This window comes from Shimia litoralis (assembly GCF_005518135.1).
GTDB classification, from domain to species: Bacteria; Pseudomonadota; Alphaproteobacteria; order Rhodobacterales; family Rhodobacteraceae; genus Shimia_E; species Shimia_E litoralis.
Window position 1 is genome coordinate 13,873 of record NZ_SULI01000022.1, and the last position, 22,510, is coordinate 36,382.

The 22,510-nt window shown below is 59.8% G+C and carries 19 protein-coding genes and 1 pseudogene; all 20 read left to right on the top strand.

The annotated features are described in order from the left end of the window. Positions 1-60 precede the first annotated feature (60 nt). The 20 genes and pseudogenes from FAP39_RS14225 to FAP39_RS14320 all read left to right on the top strand — a co-directional run bounded on the left by FAP39_RS14225 (position 61) and on the right by FAP39_RS14320 (position 22,494). Positions 61-1,113 carry an IS110 family RNA-guided transposase gene (locus tag FAP39_RS14225; RefSeq protein WP_138017049.1) on the top strand — a complete coding sequence of 351 codons (1,053 nt, stop codon included), beginning with the start codon at positions 61-63 and terminating at the stop codon, positions 1,111-1,113. Between the two features lie 16 nt (positions 1,114-1,129). Then, positions 1,130-1,315: pseudogene (locus FAP39_RS14230) on the top strand (IS3 family transposase); the annotation flags it as partial. A gap of 104 nt (positions 1,316-1,419) precedes the next feature. Next, positions 1,420-1,755, top strand: a complete 336-nt coding sequence (locus FAP39_RS14235; RefSeq protein ID WP_281280270.1) for a plasmid partitioning protein RepB C-terminal domain-containing protein — start codon at positions 1,420-1,422, stop codon at positions 1,753-1,755. Positions 1,756-2,192: 437 nt separating this feature from the next. Then, positions 2,193-2,627, top strand: coding sequence for a MarR family EPS-associated transcriptional regulator (locus FAP39_RS14240; RefSeq protein WP_138017051.1), 435 nt, complete (start codon positions 2,193-2,195; stop codon positions 2,625-2,627). A gap of 38 nt (positions 2,628-2,665) precedes the next feature. Continuing rightward, the gene (locus tag FAP39_RS14245; RefSeq protein ID WP_138017052.1) at positions 2,666-3,970 is read left to right on the top strand and encodes a UDP-glucose dehydrogenase family protein; all 1,305 of its coding nucleotides are present in this window, start codon (positions 2,666-2,668) and stop codon (positions 3,968-3,970) included. Continuing rightward, positions 3,967-4,971 (top strand): SDR family NAD(P)-dependent oxidoreductase, encoded by a 1,005-nt coding sequence (locus FAP39_RS14250; protein ID WP_138017053.1) that lies wholly within the window; start codon positions 3,967-3,969, stop codon positions 4,969-4,971. The genes FAP39_RS14245 and FAP39_RS14250 overlap by 4 nt, the downstream gene beginning before the upstream one ends. Then, a complete protein-coding gene (locus tag FAP39_RS14255; RefSeq protein ID WP_171006872.1) occupies positions 4,964-6,862 on the top strand; it encodes an acyltransferase family protein in 1,899 nt (632 codons plus the stop codon). The genes FAP39_RS14250 and FAP39_RS14255 overlap by 8 nt, the downstream gene beginning before the upstream one ends. A 29-nt stretch (positions 6,863-6,891) precedes the next feature. Further along, complete coding sequence (locus FAP39_RS14260; RefSeq protein WP_138017055.1) at positions 6,892-8,154, top strand: hypothetical protein; 1,263 nt, start codon at positions 6,892-6,894, stop codon at positions 8,152-8,154. Beyond that, positions 8,147-9,334, top strand: coding sequence for a glycosyltransferase (locus tag FAP39_RS14265; protein ID WP_138017056.1), 1,188 nt, complete (start codon positions 8,147-8,149; stop codon positions 9,332-9,334). The genes FAP39_RS14260 and FAP39_RS14265 overlap by 8 nt, the downstream gene beginning before the upstream one ends. After that, positions 9,331-10,611, top strand: coding sequence for a glycosyltransferase family 4 protein (locus FAP39_RS14270; protein ID WP_138017057.1), 1,281 nt, complete (start codon positions 9,331-9,333; stop codon positions 10,609-10,611). The genes FAP39_RS14265 and FAP39_RS14270 overlap by 4 nt, the downstream gene beginning before the upstream one ends. Further along, positions 10,608-11,528 (top strand): glycosyltransferase family A protein, encoded by a 921-nt coding sequence (locus FAP39_RS14275; protein ID WP_138017058.1) that lies wholly within the window; start codon positions 10,608-10,610, stop codon positions 11,526-11,528. Before FAP39_RS14270 ends, FAP39_RS14275 begins: the two co-directional genes overlap by 4 nt. After that, positions 11,525-12,697 carry a glycosyltransferase gene (locus tag FAP39_RS14280; RefSeq protein WP_171006873.1) on the top strand — a complete coding sequence of 391 codons (1,173 nt, stop codon included), beginning with the start codon at positions 11,525-11,527 and terminating at the stop codon, positions 12,695-12,697. The genes FAP39_RS14275 and FAP39_RS14280 overlap by 4 nt, the downstream gene beginning before the upstream one ends. Further along, complete coding sequence (locus FAP39_RS14285; RefSeq protein WP_171006874.1) at positions 12,690-14,195, top strand: oligosaccharide flippase family protein; 1,506 nt, start codon at positions 12,690-12,692, stop codon at positions 14,193-14,195. Before FAP39_RS14280 ends, FAP39_RS14285 begins: the two co-directional genes overlap by 8 nt. Beyond that, positions 14,192-15,409: a glycosyltransferase gene (locus FAP39_RS14290; RefSeq protein WP_138017061.1), complete on the top strand. Its 1,218-nt coding sequence runs from the start codon at positions 14,192-14,194 to the stop codon at positions 15,407-15,409. The genes FAP39_RS14285 and FAP39_RS14290 overlap by 4 nt, the downstream gene beginning before the upstream one ends. Next, positions 15,406-16,344, top strand: a complete 939-nt coding sequence (locus FAP39_RS14295) for an SDR family NAD(P)-dependent oxidoreductase (RefSeq protein WP_138017062.1) — start codon at positions 15,406-15,408, stop codon at positions 16,342-16,344. Before FAP39_RS14290 ends, FAP39_RS14295 begins: the two co-directional genes overlap by 4 nt. 72 nt (positions 16,345-16,416) lie before the next feature. Next, the gene (locus FAP39_RS14300; protein WP_138017063.1) at positions 16,417-17,451 is read left to right on the top strand and encodes a polysaccharide biosynthesis protein; all 1,035 of its coding nucleotides are present in this window, start codon (positions 16,417-16,419) and stop codon (positions 17,449-17,451) included. A 1-nt stretch (position 17,452) separates the two neighbouring features. Then, positions 17,453-18,562 (top strand): UDP-2-acetamido-2,6-beta-L-arabino-hexul-4-ose reductase, encoded by a 1,110-nt coding sequence (gene wbjC, locus FAP39_RS14305; RefSeq protein ID WP_138017064.1) that lies wholly within the window; start codon positions 17,453-17,455, stop codon positions 18,560-18,562. 36 nt (positions 18,563-18,598) lie between these two features. Continuing rightward, a complete protein-coding gene (wecB, locus tag FAP39_RS14310) occupies positions 18,599-19,729 on the top strand; it encodes a non-hydrolyzing UDP-N-acetylglucosamine 2-epimerase (RefSeq protein ID WP_138017065.1) in 1,131 nt (376 codons plus the stop codon). 50 nt (positions 19,730-19,779) lie between these two features. Next, positions 19,780-20,535 (top strand): sulfotransferase family protein, encoded by a 756-nt coding sequence (locus tag FAP39_RS14315; RefSeq protein ID WP_138017066.1) that lies wholly within the window; start codon positions 19,780-19,782, stop codon positions 20,533-20,535. Between the two features lie 15 nt (positions 20,536-20,550). Further along, positions 20,551-22,494: an acyltransferase family protein gene (locus FAP39_RS14320; RefSeq protein ID WP_138017067.1), complete on the top strand. Its 1,944-nt coding sequence runs from the start codon at positions 20,551-20,553 to the stop codon at positions 22,492-22,494. Positions 22,495-22,510 lie beyond the last annotated feature (16 nt).

Consider the following 22,510-nt stretch of genomic DNA (forward strand, 5'->3'; position numbering starts at 1 on the left):
TACCATCACAGTCCTGTCCCCTCGGATCGATGCCTGGGCATTCTTAGCAATGAGGGCATCATGAAGACCAAACATCCAGTAATCATCGGTATTGATACGCATAAAGCAACACATGTCGCTGTTGCGATTGATACGCAAGGCACCCGATTGGCCGCACTTACAATTCCCGCCAATCCAAAAGGATATCTGGAAGTTGAACGCTGGTCTCAATCTCTTGGCAAAGTTCAAGCCTTTGGAATTGAAGGAACTGGCTCCTATGGCGCAGGGCTTTCCCGATCCTTGCTGGATCAGGGGCACAACGTCGTCGAAGTTACGCGGCCAAACCGTCAACTGCGATATACGCAGGGCAAGACAGACAGCTTGGATGCAGAGGGCGCTGCCAGATCCGTTCTGTCAGGTCAGGCAGCAGCACGGCCCAAGACACAATCGGGATCGTCAGAGATGATCCGGCATTTGAAGATTGCCCGCGATACAGCTGTCAAATCACGCTCACAGGCGATGGTGACACTGAAGACGTTGATCATCAACGCACCTGCCGATCTCCGCGAGGCACTGGATCAAATAGGAGGCAAGGTCGGTTTGATCCGCCACATTGCTGCCTTCAGGCCAAGGAAAATCGATAATACAATGGCCTCTGCCAAAGCGGCTATGCGTGCTTTAGCCCGCCGTTGGTTGTGGTTGCATGAAGAGATCATATCACACGACAAGGAACTGGAGCGGTTTGCCACTGAACGTGCCCCAAACTTGATGGCATCTCATGGTATTGCGACGCTGACAGTCTCAGAGATGCTGATCTTGGTTGGCGACGATCCAACGCGCATCCGCTCGGAAGCTGCGTTTGCAAAGCTCTGCGGTGTTTGTCCAATTCCGGCATCCAGTGGCAAAACACATCGGTTCCGATTGAACAGAGGCGGCAATCGACAAGCCAACGCCGCTCTATATCGTGTGGCCATCATCAGAATGAGAAGCCACGAACCAACGCTTGCATATGTCAAGAAACGCACAAAAGACGGAAAGAGCAAAAGCGAGATTATTCGTTGCCTGAAGCGCTACATCGTCCGCGAAATCTACAGCCAGCTCTGTGTGCCTAAAACAGCCAAAATCGCTGCTTGACGAATATAGGAGCTTCAATTCGATGGTTGAAACGTTCTTCAAGTCCATCAAGGCTGAGCTAATCTGGCGCAACCGTTGGGACACACGCCGTCAGGCCGAGGGCGCGATATTCCAATATATCAATGGGTTCTACAATCCGCGTCGTCGCCATTCATCGCTGGGTGGAAAAAGCCCCTTGGCATTCGAACGAAAGGCCGCATAAATGAGTTCAGAGACCGGAACGCAAGCGGGACAAGACCACCCGAACAGCGTACCGATTACAAGCCGCCACAGCCCGAACAGCCCAAGGGCGATCCGCTCGAGCAGATCGTCAAGCTTGAGCGCGAGATGAGTCAGGTTCAGGAAAAGTATAAACACGCCGAAGAAAACTACGGGTCCGAGCTGCTAAACTTGGGCGTCGCTAAGGGCTACCTGAAAAAACTGATGGAGAACGAGGCCGTACGGTCCTACGTGGCGCGGCACGCGTCCGAGATCCTCGAGCAGTTCGAACTGGTGTTGAACACGGTCAGCATGGAGGAAGCTGTTGGACAGGCCGAGCGGGCGGATTGGCCGAGCGCTGCCGAAGCGACAGCACAAGCCCAACTGGCGAAGAACGACAGTAATGCGGTGTCGGCCCCAGGAATGGATGGCCCACTCGGATGATGGGCTCACTCCGGGATGAGCTTGCAGCATATTGGTTCGGATGCTTGATTTCCGAGCGACAGGGGGCTGGGTCTCGTGGGGCAGCTGCTTCGCCTGGCCGATGTTGGCGAACCACGGCGCCCATGATGGCGGGGTCGCTCAGCTATGAACTTGTCACATAAGCAGGCTATCTATTGGTGGCGCAGTTGAAGGCCCGCTGATGTCCTCAAAGCAAGTGAGGTCCGCCTCTGGTTGGGCCAGCCCCTGAGGGTTGGTGGCTACTTAAGCGTCCTAAGTGACGAAAGCCTCTGAAATTCCGAAATTCCCTCTTGTTTGCGAACGCAGCATTTGCTACCGCTCGGAATTGAGCGATGTGGAAACTATTCTCATCATTACCTTTGCATCCAACAAGGCGCCCTGCGGGCAGTCCTTGTGCGGTAGCCTGAGAAAACCCCAGAATGACTAGCAAGCGCACCAAGCTGCAGGAGGACACGCATTTTCGCGTGCTTCGCATTCTACAAGAAAACCCTGAGATGTCCCAGCGGGAGCTGGCAGAAGCGGTCGGCGTCAGTGTCGGCGGGATTCACTACGTGCTGAACGCCCTGATCGACAAAGGGCTGGTGAAATTGGGGGATTTCACAGCGGCTGCAGACAAACGGCGATATGCATATGTTTTGACGCCGAAAGGAATCGTACGAAAGGCAGCGGTGACCCGGGCGTTCCTATCAAGAAAGATTGAAGAATACGAAGCCCTTCAAAAAGAAATTGAAGCCCTCAAGAACGAACTGCCAGAAGACGGCTACACCTTGGGAGCTGGTCGCCAGAAGCCTGAGACCACAGTGTGCGCCTCAACCGAAGCGACTTTTTTCAAACTAAGCACCCTGAAGAAGTGATTTTTCATCCCGGTGCGCGATATTAGGATTGAGTAACGATGAAGATAGCCATGATTGGAACCGGCTATGTTGGACTGGTATCAGGCGTCTGTTTCTCCGATTTCGGGCATGACGTCGTCTGCGTCGATAAGATGCCCGACAAAATTGCGATGCTTGAACGTGGAGGGGTGCCGATCTACGAGCCTGGCCTCGACGCCGTGCTCGAGCGTAATGTCGCAGTCGGACGCCTGACCTTCACGACTGACCTCGCAACCGCGGTTTCCGGGGCGGATGCTGTCTTCATTGCCGTCGGAACGCCGACCCGTCGGGGCGACGGTCACGCGGACCTGAGCTTTGTGATGGCGGCTGCGGAAGACATCGCGCATGCGCTTACAGATTATGCCGTCGTCGTGACCAAATCGACCGTGCCCCTCGGGACCAATCGCAAAGTCGCCGAAACGATCCGTGCCGCTAATCCAAAGGCTGATTTCGACGTGGCCTCGAACCCTGAGTTCCTGCGCGAAGGCGCGGCGATCGAAGACTTCATGAAACCCGACCGGGTCGTCGTCGGCGTCGAAAGCGAGCGCGCGCAATCGGTGATGAGCGAGGTGTATCGCCCCCTCTACCTGCGCGACTTCCCGGTCGTCTATACAGACCTCGAAACCGCCGAAATGATCAAATACGCGGCGAATGCCTTTCTCGCCACAAAGATCAGTTTCATCAACGATATCGCCGCCCTCTGCGAACGGGTTGGTGCCGACGTGAAGACCGTTGCGCGGGGCATGGGGTTGGACGGGCGTATCGGCAACAAGTTCCTCCATGCCGGCCCGGGTTATGGTGGCTCTTGCTTTCCCAAGGACACCTCTGCGCTGACAAGGATCGGGCAAGAGAACGGCGTGCCTCAGCGCATCGTTGAGTCAGCCGTCATGGTCAATGATGCGACCAAGCGTCGGATGATCGACAAGGTGGTTGATCTCTGCGGCGGATCAGTCAACGACAAGACCATCGCGGTGCTTGGCGTCACCTTCAAACCCGAAACCGACGACATGCGCGACGCGCCGTCCCTGACGATTGTCCCGGCTCTCGTGGAGGGCGGTGCCAAGGTTCGGGTCGTGGATCCACAAGGGCAGAAAGAAGGTATGGCCTTGCTACCGGGGGTAGATTGGATAGGAGACCCTTACTCGGCGTGTGACGGGGCGGACGCAATCGTCATCCTCACCGAGTGGAACGCTTTCCGCGCGCTTGACCTTGCACGGCTGGCCTCCGGCATGACCGCGCCGGCCATGGCCGACCTGCGCAACATCTATAATAGGGACGCGGCAAAATCGGCCGGTTTCAAGAAGTATGTAGGAGTGGGACGTTGAGAACAGCATTCATCACTGGAACAGGCGGGTTCATCGGCTTTCATCTGGCGGAATTGTTGCTGCAGGAAGGCTGGGCCGTCGCCAGCCTTGATGGCATGACCGATTACTATGACGTTCGGCTCAAGGAGCGACGGCTGGAAATGCTGCGCCAGCACCCGCGCTTTTCGTTCACGCAGGCGATGCTCGAGGACAACGACGCCGTGCAGTGCGCTATCGCGCAGGCCCAGCCCGACGTGATCGTGCATCTGGCGGCACAGGCCGGTGTTCGCTACAGCCTTGAAAATCCGCGCGCCTATGTCGATGCCAACATTGTCGGCACCTTCAACGTGATGGAGGCCGCGCGTGCGGTGCCGGTCAAGCACCTCTTGATGGCCTCGACCAGTTCAGCCTATGGCGCCAACACCGAGATGCCCTTCTCCGAAACGCAGAAGGCCGATACACAGCTCACGATCTATGCTGCGACCAAGAAGGCCAACGAGTCTATGGGCCATTCCTATGCGCATATCTACGACCTGCCGACCACGATGTTCCGTTTCTTCACGGTCTATGGCCCCTGGGGCCGCCCTGACATGGCGCTATTTAAGTTCACCAAGGGCATCCTAGAAGAAACGCCGATCGACATCTACAACAACGGCGACATGTGGCGCGACTTCACCTACGTGACAGACCTCGTGCGGGCGATTCGCCTGTTGATCGATGCCGTGCCGGGGGGGATCGAAACGGCGGTCGAGGGTGACAGCCTGTCACCGGCTGCGCCCTTCCGTGTGGTGAATATCGGCAATTCCGACAAGGTGCGATTGCTCGATTTCATCGAGGCGATCGAAGAGGAGATCGGCCAGAAAGCGATCCGCAACTATATGCCGATGCAAACCGGCGACGTGCCCGCAACCTGGGCCGACGCCTCGGTGCTGCAACAACTCACCGGCTATCGCCCGCAAACCCCGTTCCGCGAAGGCGTCGCCCGTTTCGTGCGCTGGTATCGGGATTACTACGGTGTCTGATCGGGCGCATGCCTATCGACCCGAGATCGACGGGCTGCGCGCCTTCGCGGTGCTGCCCGTGATCTTGTTCCACGCGGGCGTTCCGGGCTTTTCCGGGGGCTTCGTCGGCGTGGACGTGTTTTTTGTGATTTCCGGTTACCTCATCACGACTCTTCTGGTGACCGAGCTTGAAGTGACCGGGCGTGTCTCGATCCTCGGTTTTTACGAAAGACGGGCGCGCCGCCTTGTTCCAGCATTGTTCTTCATGCTGGCGATCGTATCCGTGCTGGCAGGTTTCATCCTCTGGCCTGCGTCGTTGATCGAGTTTGGCGTCAATGCCGCAGCGTCTGCGGTGTTTTTGTCGAACGTCTCGCTTTGGTTGCAAGGCGGCTATTTCGGCGGTCCGGGGGAAACAAACGCGTTGCTTCATACCTGGAGCCTCGCGGTAGAAGAGCAGTATTATATCCTCGTGCCTCCGGCTCTGTGGGCCGCATGGTGGCTGGGTCGTCACCGGGCGATTTTGGCCCTGATCTTGATCTCTATTGCGGCAAGCCTGTTCATTGCCGAGATGGGCACGAAATATGCGGCAACTGCTAATTACTACCTGCTGCCCTCTCGGGCATGGGAGTTGATGATCGGCGCATTGGCGTCGGTGGTCTGGGCAAAAGGCAAAAGGGTGTCTGCGCCCCTTCAAGACCCGATTGGATGGCTGGGCCTTCTTATGATCGCAGGCAGCGTCGTGTTTATCACCGAAGACACGCCTTTTCCCGGCGTCTGGGCAATCCCTTCGACGCTGGGAACCGCACTGCTGCTGATCTCCGCCGGGCCGGGCACATGGATCGGACGCTTGTTAACGCTCAAGGTTTTGGTGTTCTTCGGGCTGATCAGCTACAGTTTGTATCTGTGGCATCAGCCGCTGTTGGCCCTGTATCGCGTTCAAGCCGGTGAGGACGCAAGCGCCGTTGGTCTGGGTGTGATGGTTGTCGCATCGGTCGCCATGGGGTGGATCAGTTGGCGATATGTCGAACGCCCGTTCCGAAACCGCTCCTTCATGACTCAGGTCAAAGTCCTGCTTGCGACGGTGGCGTGTCTCGGCTTGGTGGGTGCTACCGGCGTGTTCTTTGTGGCCAGCCGGGGATTGGTTAACCGATACCCAGAGCATATAGGGTCCATGCTGGCGGTTTCGGCGGCAGAGCGCGGGAAGTATGTCCGCACCCGCCACAGTGCCGAAGTTCGCGATCAGGAATTTTCCGGGAACCAGCCGCGTATCTTGCTGATCGGCGACAGCTTTTCGCAGGATTTCTACAATGTGATCCGCGAAAGCGATGCGTTCGCAGACTATCAGATCTCGGCGGATAACATCGCTGCCCGCTGTCAGTTCCACCTCGATGGGGCCGTGCCCGAGGGTGGAATTGCTCCCGGCGACAGCCTCCGGTGCGCGACGCGTGACAACCGGGTGAACGATTTCACGCTCTCTCGGGCGCAAGAGGCTGATATCGTGATCCTCGCGTTCTTCTGGCGGGATTGGGCTGCGCATCAGTTACCACAAACGCTTGCGGCTCTTAACCTGCGCGACGAGACTCAGGTAATTGTCATCGGCAGCAAGTATTTCACCACCCCCGGAATGCGCAGCTTCGAAACCATGACGCTGCAAGACCTGCGTGATTATCGGCAGCCGCTGGATTCTGCCACCGCAGAGGTGAACGCGATCCTGGCCGAGGCCCCGATCGAGGCTGAATTTGTCGATGTCATGGATCTGATCTGCGAGTCACCCGAGGCTTGCCGCGTCTTCACGCCGAGTGGCGGGATGATTTCGCACGACAACCGGCACCTGACGCAAGATGGCGCGCGATACTTGGGTAGCCTACTGTTTTCAAGCGGCGGTCCGATGTCCCGCTTTGGTCGTCATTAGGGGGTCGCGTGAAGATCAAAGTCACTCCCATGGCAATACAGAATGCCTGCGTGATGGTGGTGTGCGTCTGGGCTTTGACGCCGCCGCTGGCGTATAGTGGCGTCGCGCGCCTGGCATCGTTGAGTGCCGTGGGGGGGTGGCTATTGATCGAAGCATATAGGCCGCGTGGGATCGTGCGTGCGCCTACCTTGCCCGTGTTTTTGGTGTTCGTTTATTTGGTCTACACAATTCTGTTGGAGGTTCTGACCCGAGGCGTCAGTGGAATTATCAGCAGTAGTCAGCTCTATATCATGCTGTTCTTCCTGTTGGCGCAGCAGGCACGCCGCAACGAGATGGCTAGCCTCTATACGGTTTTCTGGCTTGTGATCTGCCTGAACGTCATCTGGATGAGCTCGACACTTGCTTACCTCTCGATGGTCGACGCGCGGGCGATGCGCGTTCTTGTTCGCTCGGGTGCAGAAGCGGAAGCACTTAGTGCTCTGGGGGTAGGGGGCTATGCAATGGCGTATGGCGCCGTGCTTTTGCTGCCGGCACTGACAATCTTGTCGTTGAGGCCGCGCCTGATTGATCGGCTTCAGCCGCCGCGTTTCATGAAAACAATTCCCCTGCTTCCCCGACTGACAATCTGGTATCTGACGGCGGTTTCCATCACTTTGATCGTTCGCTCGCAATTCTCGACAGCCGTTCTGGTTCTGGCCGTTGTCTTGTCGCTGACGCTCATTCTGTGGCGCCTTAGCAATCTGCGACTGCTTGCGGCGGTGTTCGCAATATTCTTTCTGGTCCTCTTCGGCGAGGCGCTTATTATCGAGGTTCTGCTAGTGTTGCGCAACTATGCCGAGGAAACCAACTACACGCTCAAGATCAACGATATGCTGGCCGCATTGCAAACCGACGATGTGTCTGGGACGGCGCAAGATCGGATCGAACGCTATGTGCGTAGTGCCAAGCTGTTCCTCGCTTCTCCGCTTTGGGGTGTGTTGGACTATACCGACGTGGGCAAACACTCGACGATTCTGGACGCTTTTGCCCGCTGGGGCGTGGTGATTGGGGCCATTTTGGTTTATCTCGTCTCCTTCGTTCAGATCCGCGCGCTGCGGAGCCTGCATGCCGTGTCCGGAGGGGCGGGTGTCGCCCTTGGGACTTTGGCCGCCGTCTTGCTGGTCTTCGGATTGAACAAGCACTTCATGGCGGCAGGGATCACGATTTTCATCATCTACCCCTTGGTCTACTCGGCGATGAATTCGCGACCGAGCCCCAAAGTACAGATCCGAAGCGAGGCAGCCCATGCGTAACATCGTAATCCTTGCGGGTGGCTATGGGCTGGATACGCGCAATGCCTCGGCTGTCCGGGCTTTGGGTTTGGCGCAAATGATCCAGAGCCTTGGCTATCAGGTGATCGTCATGGGCAAGTTCAAGTCCCCGCCCGCTGCAGCGCGCAGCCCGGACGGGTTGGAAATCGATGGCGTGATGTGCCGCGATATTCAGCGGCCGATCGTCGATCGTTCATGCGTCAGCTATGTCGTTAGCGCTGACCCACTTGTGCAGGTTGTCGATGAACAAGGCGCTGACCGTGTGCTTGCGGTCCTGTGCTACAATTACCCGGCGCGCGGTGCGTGGTCGATGATCCGTCAGGCGCGGCGGCGGGGCATTGCGCCGATCCTTGATTGCACCGAATGGTATGGTTGGGAAGGTCGCAAGATCCTGCGGAACCTGTGGCGGTTGGCCGGCGTTACGATACGTATGCGGGTCCTGACGCGGTTGGCGGGCAATGTCAGTTGCGCGTCGCGGTGGTTTCAGGCGCATGTCGCGAGGCAGCACACGGTTCTGTGGCCCTTCGTTCTGGACACAACGCGTCCCGAATGGCAGCGCAGCCCGGCTCCCGACCCTGCGCGGCGGGCGCATCTTGTGTATTCCGGCTCTCCGGGCATGGGGATGCACAAGGATCGGCTGCCAGTCATGATCGCCTCGTTGGCAAGGCTGGCCGCCGAAGGGCACGATTTCCGCATTTCAGTCGCGGGCATCACCGAGGCGCAGTATCTGCAAACGATGCCCGGACACCGTGACCAACTGGACCGGCTTGGCGGCCGACTGCAGTTCCTGGGTCGGATTCCGCATGCCGATTCCCTGACCTTGCTGCGCTCGGCTGATTTTTCGGTCTTCTTTCGTCAGCCTAATCGGGTATCGAACACCGGTTTCGCCACGAAATATGTCGAAGCGGCGACGCTGGGTGTCCCGGTGATTTCGAACCCCACCAGCGATATCCCGCTGTATTTGCGCGATGGCGAAAACGGGATCATGGCGCGCAGCATCGTCGATGCGGATGTCGATGACGCCTTGCGCCGGGCCATCTGCCTGACGCCGGAGGAGCGCGCCGCGATGGTCGCCGCCTGCCGCGCCGAGAACCCCTTTGACATGCGCGCATTGCAGCGCGAGGCCCGCGAATTTCTTGAAAACCTGCGAGGCCTCAGATGACCGACCGCCCCATCCGCATTCTCTGGACCTCGAATATCGATCTGCCGGCCGCGGCACCGCAACTCGGGCTTGCGCCCGCCCCGTTCGGCGGTTGGCTGACCTTGATGACCAGCCGACTGGGCCGTCTGCCCGGCTTCGAGATCGCGGTCGCCATGCGGTCCGAATCCCGTCAGTTCCAGAAAGTTCAGGTCGAGGGCATCACTTATTTCGCGCTTCCGCAGCAAAAGGACCGCTTTGACGTTGCCCAGGCCGATGTCGACCGGGTTCTGACCGAATTCGCCCCCGATATCCTGCATGTTGAAGGCGCCGAGATGCGCCACGCACGGCGCTTTCTGAACACCTGGGCGGGGCCGCGGCTGTTGTCGATGCAGGGGGTGTTGAACGGTTATGCTAGTTACGAGCTGGGGTTCCTGCCGATCTTCTCGATGCTCAACCCCTTGCGGCCGCGGCTGATGCTGACGGCGATGGCCCTGCTGTTCCAGCGGCAGCGCCAATTCGCCCCGCGCTTACCATCCGAGCGTGAGGCGATGCGCTTGGCAAATCACATCATGGGGCGAACGCTCTGGGATCGCGCACAGGCCAAGGCCCTGTCGCCGCAAGCTCGCTATCACCATTGTTCACGGATCCTGCGCGACGAGTTCTACACATCGTCCTGGGCCGGGACCGCGTGCGAGCCGTTTTCGATCTTCGTCGGCAACGGCGCATCGCCGCGCAAAGGTGCCCATGTCGCCGTCAAGGCACTGGCCCAGCTCTTGTCCGACTTTCCCCAGGCGACCCTATACATGGCCGGGCAAGACCCGCGCAAACTGCCGTGGCAGTCCCCAAAGCGCCATGTCGGCTATCCGGTCTATTTGCTGGACCTGATCCGCAAGCTGGGGGTTGAAGAGAACGTTCGGTTCACCGGTGTCCTGAACGCCCGGCAGATGGTCGACCGGATGGCGCGTTCGCATGTCTGCTTGATGGCCTCGATCATCGAGAACAGCCCCAACACGCTGGGTGAGGCGATGATACTCGGCGTGCCGACCGTTTCGGCCTATGCCGGCGGCGCGCCGTCGATGGCCGGCGACGAGGTCGAGGCGCTGTTCTACCGCCCCGACGATCCTGCAATGCTGGCCCTCCAGATCCGCCGCATCTTCGAAGATCCGGAGCTGGCGGGCCACCTGTCAACGGCGGCGCGTGCGCGGGCCTTGCAAACCCACGATCCCGATAACAATCTGGCCGATCTGATCGCCGCCTACAAGGTGATCATGGCAGAACAATTGGAGGGGCAATCATGATCCAACACGCTCCGATCATCGTGTTCGCCTATAACCGGCCGGAACACCTGTCGCAGACGCTGAACCATCTCGCCCGGGCGCAGGGGGCCATGGAAAGCGACCTCGTGATTTTCTGCGACGGCCCAAAACCGAATGCCGACCGCGCCAAGATCGATGCCGTGCACGCGGTGGCCATTGATACGGTTTGGACTGATCGCTTCCGGTCGGTTCGCATCGAGCTTTCCGAAGCCAACAAGGGTTTGGCACGGTCCATCATCGGCGGTGTCAGCGCGGTGATCGAGGGCGCCGGGCGCGCCATCATCGTCGAGGATGATGTCGTAGTGTCCCCCGATTTCCTAGCGTTCATGAATGATTGTCTGGATTTCTACGCCTCGGATGCGTTTGTGGGGTCGGTCACGGGCTTTTCGCCTCTTGGGGCCGCGCCAGTGGACTACCCGCATGACGTGATGGCAATCCCGCGCAATTGCAGCCAATGTTGGGCAACCTGGGCCGATCGCTGGCGCGACGTTGACTGGGACGCTCGTGATGCGGCGCGGATTTGGCACGATCCGGCTCTGCGTCGTCGGTTCAATGCAGCGGGCAATGACCGCGCCGACCGTTTGCGCCGCCAACTGGCGGGCAAGATCGACTCATGGTCGATCCGGTTCGGGCTGTGGCAGACCCTTACAGGGCGGCACACGATCTATCCGATTCGCAACCGGGTGCGGAACATCGGCTACGATGGCAGTGGGGTTCATACGCGTGGGGGCCAAGACGTGAACGCACGTGCCCTGAACGCGCCCCGACCATACCGGCTGGAACCCGTGACAGAGGATCCCGCGCTGATCCGTGCTGTCGCCCGGGCCTATGGTGGTCCGTGGCACAAGCGCATCCTGCGCGATGTTCGTGGTTGGTTGCGTTCACGAGGGCAAGCATGAAGCGCGTCTTGTTTCATTACCCCGTCCTGAACGTCGGCGGGGCCGAGAAATCCAGCTTGCGCATGATCAAGGCGTTGTGTGACCGGGGCTGGGATGTGACGTTGATCCTTACAACGGGGGGCGGTACGCTTGAGTCCGAGGTCGATCTGCGCGTCAAGCTGGTGCGCCTGCGGCCGCGCGCCTATGGCCACCGATTTACCAAAGCCCGCGGGGCAATCGCCAAAATGCGCGCCCTGCCAGACCTTTTCTCGTATGGCGCGATGCGCCTGATTGGCGGGCTGCGAATGTTGCCGTTTTTGTTTCGTCGGTATGATGCGGCTGCCGTGCTTTTGATGGGCACACCGAGCGGTTTCGTTCGCAAGGTCGTTCGCGCCCGCACCCGCGCGATATGGATCAGAAGCGACCTGTTGGGAGCCGATCCGACGGGGCGCGTGACCAAGGCACTCAGGTCAGCGGCGGACGGAATCGACTATTTCATCTGCGTCTCGGACGTCTCGCGTCGATCGCTCGAGCAGCAGGTCCCCGAGGCCGGGGGAAAGGATGTTGTGGTCCACAATATTCTTGACTCTGCAAAGATGCGCAGCCAGGCAGATCTTGAGCCCGCGCCTTTCGGCCAAGGCCCCGACGGAGAGGTCACAATCCTGAGCGTCTGCCGCCTGAACGACCGGGCCAAAGGGCTTTTCCGCATGGCGCGCGCCTGTTCCGCCTTGAAACGCAACGGGCATCGGTTTCACTGGTATATCGCTGGTGAAGGCGCGGATCGCGCTGCGCTGAAAGCCGAGATTGACGCGCTGGGGATCGGTGATTGTATGACGCTGCTAGGCAGCCTGAAGAACCCCTTTCCGGCGTATCGCGCGGCCGACATCGTCGCCATGTTGTCGAATTACGAAGGGCTGTGCGGCGTGGTCAACGAGGCGCGGGTGCTTGAAAAACCGGTCATCGCAACCCGCGTGTCCGGCATCGACGAGCAGTTGACACATGGCGTCAACGGACTGGTTGTCGACCAAGATGAAGAGGCCATCGTCGCAAGTTTGTCCCAGTTGATCACGGACAAAGCCCTGCGCGAGAAACTTGCCAAGGGCGGCTATCCCGCCGCGTTGCTGGACGACAGCGCCAAGCTGGATCGGTTGGAAACCTTGTTCCTCGGCAATGGGTCGCAGCATGAGTAAACGAGTTTCTGGTGCCGCGCTGTCCTACCTGCTGATTTTCGTCAAGCTGGTTGTCACGCTGTTCTTCACCCCGATCCTCGTCTCGTCGCTGGGAGTGGATGGCTACGGCCTCTATGCTCTGGTCGGGGCGCTGGCAGCGTATCTGTATATTCTCGATTTCGGGATGAATGATTCCGTCATGCGTTTTTTCGTGGCGCACGAAAACGATACTGTCGAGCGCGACGTGTTCCTGGCCAAGATGCTGGGGCTTTACAGTCTCGTTGGTGCGTTGATCTTGCTCGGTGCCTATGCGATGAGCCTGATGGCAGAACCGGTTTTCGGAGCAAGCAACACGCCTGAGCAAGTCGAGATGCTCAGCACCATGATCTTGATCACAGGGATCGGAGCGGCGTTTCTCGTGGCGTTGAATCCGCTCGGGGCGTTGTTGTCCGCGACCGAATCTTTCATCTTCCTGCGCAGCATGGAGATTGCGGCAACTGTCCTGTCCGCGCTGGTGATGGTCGTCGTTTTGCGGGCCGGAGGCGGGGCGGTGCAGATCGTCATGGTGTCAACGGCTTCGGTGATCACACAGGCCGTTTTGCGGCTTGTCTATGCCGCGTTCGTGTTGGATGCGCGGGTCCGTATTGGATTGCCCGATCGCAAGACCCTGACGCGTGTGGCGCGCTACGCTGCACCGATCTTCGTGGTGATGATCGCCGAGACCCTTTTTTGGAAGCTTGACAGCATCCTGATCGGGGCTGTTCTGGGCGCAGCACCCGTTGCCGTTTATGCAATCGGGGTGACGTTCAACAAGTATTTTATGAGCTTTGCCACCGCTCTCTCGCGGGTCATGACCCCTGAGATCATTCGCCAGATTGACCGAGGGGCGGATGCGACGATGCTGACGGATTTGATGATACGGATTTCAAGGTTCCAGGCGATGTTCCTGTTGGTGATCCTCAGTGGGCTGGCGATCTTTGGTCAGCGGTTCCTTGTGCTTTGGCTGGGGCCTGAATTCGCACCGGCCTATTGGGTGATGCTTGCCGTCCTGGTGCCGTATACGCTGGAACTCAGCGGGAATGCGCGCAACATCATCTTGCAGGTCAAGGGGCTTTACTGGCAGCGCTCGGCCATCACGATGGTCATGGCCTTGCTGAATATCCCGCTGACTCTGGCCCTGCTGCAGATCTGGGGCGTGGTTGGCGCAGCGATCAGCACCGGGATTGCGGTGTTTGTCGGCTATGTGCTGATCGCGCTGCTGCTGAAGCTTCGGGTTGGTATGGAGATCGGTCGCTATTGGCTCGAAACCGCGCGGGGCATCCTGCCGCTGGCGGTGGTGGTGACGGCGTTGGGCCTGTGGGCTGAACGCTATCTGCCGGGCGGCTGGGATGCTTTGCTGTTGGGCGGGCTTGTGCATCTCACGGTCTTCGGTCTGGCGATCTATTGGCTGGCCGCCAGCCCGGACGAGCGGGTCTTTATTGATCGGTTCCTGCGGCGCTTTCGGGGGGGCAAGGTATGAGCACGCAGCGCCCCTGGATCGCCTATGTCGGCCCGGTCGCATTCCCCGAGGGCGGGGCTGCGGCGCGGCGTATCCTTGGCAATGCCAAGGCGCTGGCGGGGGCCGGCTATGACGTGGTGATCGTTTCGGGGCAGCGACCGGATGAGCGGGGCGCGCAGTTCGATGTCGCGCCCGGGATCCGCTGCGTCAGCACCAACGAGCGCGACGCCGAACACCTGCACAAGACGCTTCGGTATGCGCGCTACGCCATCATGGGAGCGCGCAGCCGCCAATGGCTGGACGCGCAAGAGACGCCGCCGGACGCGGTGATCTTGTATTCCGGGTATTCGCCTTATCTGCTTCAGTTCACGGGGTGGGCGCGGCGCAAGGGCATCGCGCTGCTGTTTGACGCTGTCGAATGGTATGCTGCGCCCAGCCTCCCGCGCTTCCTTACCTCGCCCTATCTGTGGAACACCGAGTTTGCGATGCGGGTACTGATCCCGCGGCTCGACGGGGTGGTGGCGATCAGTCGCGCGCTCGAGGGATACTATCGCGCGAAGGGTCTGCCGGTCGGGCGTGTTCCGCCGCTGTTCGACCCAGACGAGATCACCGCCCGCGATCCTGTGCCCGATCCGGATGGACAGCTGCGGCTTGCCTATTCGGGGTCGCCCGGCCGCAAGGATCTGATTGATATCGTGATTGAGAGCGTGCTGGAACGCGATGCCGGCAGGGGCCGGATTGTTCTGGACATCGCCGGTGTCACCGAAGAGGAATTGCGCCGTCGGCCACCGTTGCAACGGCGCGGCGGCACGATCCCCGAAACCCTGCGCGCCCATGGGCAAGTCAGCCATGCCCGCTCGACCGAAATCGTGGGCGGGGCCGACTTTACTGTCTTCCTGCGCGCGGTGAACCGCGTCTCGACCCATGGCTTTCCGACGAAATTTGTCGAAAGCCTAGCCTTGGGCACGCCGGTCATCACAAACCTGACCAGCGACCTGGCCGACCATCTGCGCGATGGCGAGACGGGGTTGGAATGCACGGAACCGACCGCCCCGGCGCTGGGCGCGGTTCTGGATCGCGCGCTTGCGCTTGGTGCGGATGCGCGCAGCACCATGAGACGCGCCGCCCGAACCGAAGCCGAGAAGGCCTTTGCGTATCAGGCCCATGTTGCAACCTTGGGTGAATTGATCAATACGACCAGCAAGAATTTTGACGGTAAAGGAATAGAATCATGAAAGCACTTGTGACCGGCGGCGCGGGGTTTATCGGCTCGAATATCTGTGCTGCCTTGCTGCGCGACGGCGCCGAGGTGGCGATCCTCGATGATCTGAGTTCCGGCCATGCCGTGAACCTCGAAGCCCTGACCCAGGCGCAGTTCATCAAGGGCGACATCCGCGATCCCGAAGCCGTCGCGCGCGCGGTCTCTGGGTGCGACGTGGTGTTTCACCTTGCGGCCTCGGTCGGCAACAAGCGCTCGATCGACCACCCCGACGAGGATACCGGGATCAACGTGAACGGCACGCTGACGGTGCTGGACGCGGCGCGGGCCGCCGGGGTTCGCAAGGTTGTGGCGTCCTCCTCGGCCGGGATCTATGGCGAACTCAAGACCATTCCGATCGCCGAGGATCACCCGATCGACCCCCTGACGCCCTATGGGGTCTCGAAACTCTATACCGAAAAGATGTCGCTGGCCTTCGCGCATGTCTACGGTATCGAGGCCATCTGCCTGCGCTATTTCAACGTCTATGGTCCCAACCAGCGGTTCGATGCCTATGGCAACGTGATCCCGATCTTTGCGTTCCGCGCGCTGCGGGGCGAGCCGATCACCATTTTCGGCGACGGCCAGCAGACCCGCGATTTCGTCCATGTCGATGATGTCGTGCAGGCGAACCTGAAAGCGGCCATGAACCGTGGCACCTCGGGCGCGTTCAACGTCGCCAGTGGAACGCAGATGCGTATTCTGGACCTTGCCCAGGCGGTGAATGCGCATGTCGATGCACCGGTCGAGATCCAGCATGGCCCCGAACGGGCCGGGGATGTGGCGCATAGCCTGGCCGACATCGGGGCCGCACGCACCGGGTTCGGCTTTGATCCCGTGGTCGCGATGGAGCCGGGCCTGGCACAATACATGGACTGGGCCAAGCAAGAGGTGAAACGGCAGGACGCCTGACACCGACCCCTGCGCACCGACCATTGCCCTTTGACCCAAGCCTTTTTTACGATTTCCCGAAAGGATCCTTCCATGCTCGACGACGTTACGCTTATGATAACTGGTGGCACCGGCAGCTTCGGCAATGCCGTGTTGCGCCGTTTCCTCGATTCCGATGTCCGCGAGATCCGCATCTTCAGTCGTGACGAGAAGAAGCAAGATGACATGCGCAAGCGCTATCGCAGCGACAAGATCAAGTTCTTCCTGGGCGACGTGCGCAACCGCGACAGCCTGCTGGATGCGATGCATGGTGTGGATTTCGTCTTCCATGCCGCAGCTCTCAAGCAGGTTCCCTCGTGCGAGTTCTTCCCGCTCGAAGCCGTGCACACCAACGTTTTGGGCACCGCCAACGCGATCGACGCGGCGCATCGCTCGGGGGTTCGCAAGATGATCTGCCTGTCGACCGACAAGGCGGTTTATCCGATCAACGCGATGGGCACCTCGAAGGCGATGATGGAAAAGGTCGCGACCGGCAAGGCCCGATCCATCGACCCGGATCGCATGACGATCTGCTGCACCCGTTATGGCAACGTCATGGCCTCGCGCGGATCTGTCATCCCGCTTTTCGTGCGTCAGATCCAGTCGGGTGAGCCGCTGACCATCACTGATCCGGATATGACCCGGTTCATGATGACCCTCGACCATGCCGTCGATCTGGTGCTATTTGGCTACGCGCAGGGGGCTACCGGTGACGTGCTGGTGCAAAAGGCCCCGGCGGCAACGATCATGGTTCTGGCCAAGGCGCTTTTGGAACTGTTTGAAAAGCCCAATCATCCGGTGCGGATCCTTGGCACGCGGCATGGCGAGAAAAAACATGAGACGTTGTTGTCGCGTGAAGAACTCGCCCAGGCGGTGGATCTTGGTGAATACTACCGCGTTCCGGCCGATATGCGCGACCTGAACTATGGCGTCTATACCGACAGCGGTGAGAGCAAGATCAGCGAGAGCTTCGACTATACTTCGGAGAATACCGAACAACTGGATGTCGAAGGCATGAAGCAACTGCTGCTGCAATTGCCCTTCATCCGTGCGACGCTGGCGGGAGAAACCGCCGACCCGGAGGTGTAAGATGCAGGTTCTGATCACTGGAGCGGGCGGATTCATCGGCCGAAACCTGGCGCTGCGGCTGACCGAGACCGGTCATGGGGTCTTGTCGGCCACCCGCCAGACCTCTGACGCCGAGTTGGCGGCTATGGTCGCTCAGGCCGATGCCGTGGTGCATCTGGCTGGCGCCAATCGCCCCGAAACCGATGCCGAGTTCGACACGATCAACGACCAGTATACCGCGCGGCTCTGCGCCTTGCTGAGCGAACGGTCGTCCCCGGTGCCCGTGATCGCCTCATCGACGATCCAGATCGACCGCGACACGCCCTATGGCCGATCCAAACGTGCAGGCGAAGATCATCTGCACGCGCTGGGCACAGCCAGCGGCGCGCCGGTCAATATCTGCCGGCTGGTCAATGTCTTCGGGAAATGGTGCCGTCCGAACTATAACTCCGTCGTGGCGACCTTCTGTCACAACATCGCCCGCGACCTGCCGATCGCCATCAACGATCCCGCCGCCGAGGTCCGGCTGGTGCATGTGGATGACGTGATTGACGCCTGGCTGGCCTGGCTGGCCGCGCCGGGGCAGGGAATTCAGGTGACATCGGTCGAACCGGAATACCGGATCACCCTGGGGGACCTTGCCGACCGACTGCGCGCCTTTCGTGCCGTGCGCGATACGCATACCGTGGGCGAAACCGGCACCGGCCTGGGCCGCGCGCTGTATGCGACCTATGTCAGCTATCTGCCGGTTGCGGATTTCGCTTATTCGCTGACTCGCCACGGCGATCAACGCGGGGTCTTCGCCGAGATGCTGCGCACCGAGCATTCGGGCCAGTTCAGCTTTTTCACCGCCGGACCGGGGATCACACGGGGTGGCCACTACCACCACGCCAAGACTGAGAAATTCCTAGTGCTCAAAGGCACAGCGCGCTTTCGGTTCCTCAATATGGATACCGGCGAAACGCACAGCATCGACACCACAGGCGACGAGTCTGTGGTCGTGGAAACCGTGCCCGGCTGGAGCCATGACGTCACCAATATCGGCGAGGATGAGCTGATCTGCATGCTGTGGGCGAACGAACTGTTCGATCGGGACAGACCGGATACGATTGCCCACCCTCTGACCCAGTGAACCCAGTGCAGTCTAGAATTTGACAGGACTCTTTTGATGACCAAACTCAAAATCGCCACCATTGTTGGCACCCGGCCCGAACTGATCCGCCTGTCGCGCGTGATGGCAGCGCTGGATCGCCATTGCGATCATCTGATCGTGCATACCGGTCAGAATTATGACTACGAGCTCAACGGCATCTTCTTCGAGGATCTGGGCCTGCGCAAACCCGATGTGTTCCTCGAGGCTGCCGGCGAAACGGCCGCCGAGACCATCGGCAATGTGATCGCGAAATCGGCCAAAGTGCTGGCTGAGCATCGCCCGGATGCGGTTCTGGTGCTGGGCGACACGAATTCCTGCCTCGCAGTGATTAGCGCCAAGCGGCTCAAGATCCCGGCGTTCCACATGGAGGCCGGGAACCGGTGCTTTGACATGCGCGTGCCCGAAGAGATCAACCGCAGGATCGTCGATCACACGGCGGATATCAACCTGACCTATAGCCAGATCGCCCGCGAGTATCTGCTGCGCGAGGGGCTGGATCCGCAACGCGTCATTGTCACCGGAAGCCCGATGCGCGAGGTGCTTTTGGCCTATGCCGACCGTATCGAATCCTCGGATGTGCATGCGCGGCTGGGGCTGGAGAAGCATGGGTATTTCGTGGTCAGCGCGCATCGCGAGGAGAACATCGAAGACCCGAAACAGTTCGAGGGTCTGGTGGCCATTCTCAACATGCTGCCCGAACGCTTCGACCTGCCGGTGATCCTGTCGACCCATCCACGCACCCGCAACAAGATCGCGTCCACCGGCACGAAACTGGACCCGCGCGTCCAGCAGATGAAGCCCTTCGGCTTTTCTGACTATAACGCCCTGCAGATGAACGCCCGGGCCGTGCTGTCGGATAGCGGAACCATTACCGAGGAAAGCTCGATCCTGAACTTCCCGGCGCTGAACATCCGCGAAACCCACGAACGCCCCGAGGGCATGGAAGAAGGCGCGGTGATGATGACCGGCATGAACCCCGAGCGGGTGCTGCAAGGCCTGGACATCCTCGCTAGCCAACCGCGCGGAGCAGACCGCGCGCTGCATCTGGTCCATGACTATGCCGCCGACAACGTCTCGGAAAAGGTGCTGCGGATCATCCACAGCTATACCGACTTCGTGAACCGCGTCGTGTGGCGCAAGAGCTGATGCGCATCCGCCACTGCCACCCTCGGTATTGACTTCGGGAGACGACCAAGATGAGCAAGATCACTTTCAGCGATTTGGTGCGTGTCGGCACCTACCGCGCCGGGCGGTTGTTAGGGAACACGGACTATACACCCTTCATCATCCTGTCGCGGTCGCGGTCCGGGTCCAACCTGTTGAATTCGTCGCTGGGCAGCCATCCGAACGTTCATGTCAAAGGCGAACACTTCGGGCATATCGGTCAGGACACAATCGAGAAGCGACATGCGCAGGTCTTCGGCAAGCAACCGTCCTGGATCAAGGCGGCGGGGTGCAAGGTGTTTTACTATCACCCGCATCACGGCGATCCGGCACCGCTCTTTGACATGCTCAAGGCCGATCCCCGTTTGAAGGTGATCCACCTCAAGCGCGAAGACGAGCTGCGCAGCGTGTTGTCGTGGATGATCGCGCGAGAAAACAACACCTACACCGCCACCTCGGATGCCTCCGTCATCGCGGCGGATGACAAGCGGCAGACGGTGGATCCAGATGAAATGATCGACTGGATCGAAAAGACCGTCAACTGGGAGGCATGGGGCGATACGTTCTTTTCCGACCGCGAGACCGTGACGGTCACATACGAGGATATGACCGCCGACCTGCCCGGCCAATTCACGCGGGTTCTCGATTATCTCTACCTGCACGCCCATACGCCTCAAAGCCGTCTGCGGCGCCAGAACCCAGAACCGGTCGAGGAACTGATCGCCAACTGGCCCGAAGTTCGTGATCGCCTGCATGAGCGCGGCTTCGACCGGTTCATTCCGGCCTGATCAACGGGACAGACAATGAAGTATCGCCCGGAAATTGATGGTCTGCGCACGATAGCGGTTCTGCCGGTCGTCCTTTACCATGCCGATTTGGCATGGATTCAGGGCGGCTTCGTCGGCGTCGATGTCTTCTTTGTCATTTCAGGTTATCTGATCACCACGATCATTGCGACCGATGTTGCGCTGGGCAAATTCAGCTTGCGCCGCTTTTACGAACGCCGGCTTCGCAGGATCTTTCCGGTGCTATTTGCTGTTGCCGTTGTCACCAGCCTGGCGGCCTGGCTCTGGATGATACCGTCCGATCTGCGGGAATATGGCAAGTCACTTCTTGGCGTTGCGCTGTTCGTGTCGAACTATCTGTTTTACCGCGAGACCGGGTATTTCCAGCCCTCGTCCGAGTTGATGCCTATGCGGCATACCTGGAGCCTCGCTGTCGAGGAGCAGTTTTACGTCGTCATGCCACTGTTGTTGATGATGACGGCGGCACTGGCGTGGCGCGGGCGCATGGCGTTGGTGGCGGCGCTCTTGGTGATCAGCCTTGCGGCCTGCCTTGTCAGCCAAGCGGGAAACCCGGATCTGACCTTCTATTCCATCCACACCCGCGCCTGGGAAATGCTGGCTGGGTCATTCTGTGCGCTTTGGCTGATACAGCATCCGCTGCGCGGGTCGAACGCGCTCAGTGCGGTTGGCCTAGCGATGATCGCCTTTGCCGTTTTCATGTTCGACAAGACAACCCCGTTTCCATCGGCTTGGGCCTTGGTGCCGGTTGTCGGAAGCGCCTTGATCATCCTGTTCGCCGGCCCCGGTGGTCTTGTCACGCGGATGCTGTCTTTTTCGCCAATCGTTGGCATCGGATTGATCAGCTTCAGCGTCTACATGTGGCATCAGCCGATGATCACCTTCGCGCGCCTGACCGCGTCACATGAACCAAGCGTCGCGTTTCTGACCCTGGTGGCCGCGGCGTCTTTTCCGATCGGTTATCTCAGCTGGCGGTTTATCGAACAACCATTCCGCAAAGGCCCTGTCGCGCGGGCATTGAGCCAGCGGGCGATCTTCGTCGCAGGCGCGGCGGCGACAGGATTGGTCCTTGCAATGGGCCTGCTTTTCTATCTGGAAAATGGCAGTCCGAACCGGATGACCCCTTCGGGCCAGACGTTCCAAGACTTGCGGATCGAAGAGAGGATCGCCGTCAACTCGGGGCTCGATGTGGCCTGCAGACGCGGTTTCACCCTGAGCGATCGCTGCGCAACAGGCGCGGAACCCGAAGTTCTGGTCTGGGGTGACAGCTATGCGATGCACACGGTCGCGGCGGTTGTTTCAGCCCTGCCCAGCGGCGTTGAGTTGCGCCAGATGGCGCTGTCCTCTTGTGGGCCGATTGTGTCGGTGACGATGGTTTCATCTGCTGCCGAAACCGAGGCCTGCGCAGGCTTCAATGATGCTGTGCTCGAGTGGCTGGGCACCGACCCCGGAATCGAAACCGTTGTCTTGTCGTCGCCCTTCGCCTGGCTTGCTACGCCAAGTTTGACCCTCAGGCATGATGATGGCGCGCAAGAGCCGGGCAATTTGACCGCCGCCGTGGCGGCCTTGGCCGATACGATTGAAACACTTCAGGCCATGGAGTTGAAGGTTGTCGTGATTTCGCCCCCGCCCAATCCGGGTTGGGACATTGGCCGGTGTCTGGCGCATCATGCCCAACGCGGCGAGTCGCTGTCTTTTTGCGACTTTTCGTATGATGCCTTGTCGGCACCCATCGATCTTGCCTATCAGATACTCAGCGGGGTCGAGCCCCTTGCCCCCGTGATTTGGCTGGATCAGGTGATCTGTGCCGATGGAGAATGCCGGGCCTCAAACGATGATGTCTTTCTTTACCGCGACAGAGGCCACCTTTCGAATGCCGGGTCCGCTTGGTTGGGTACACAACCCAGGTTCCGGGCCGCGATTGAAGACAGCATTCGAAATTGATCTGAAACGCTGAATT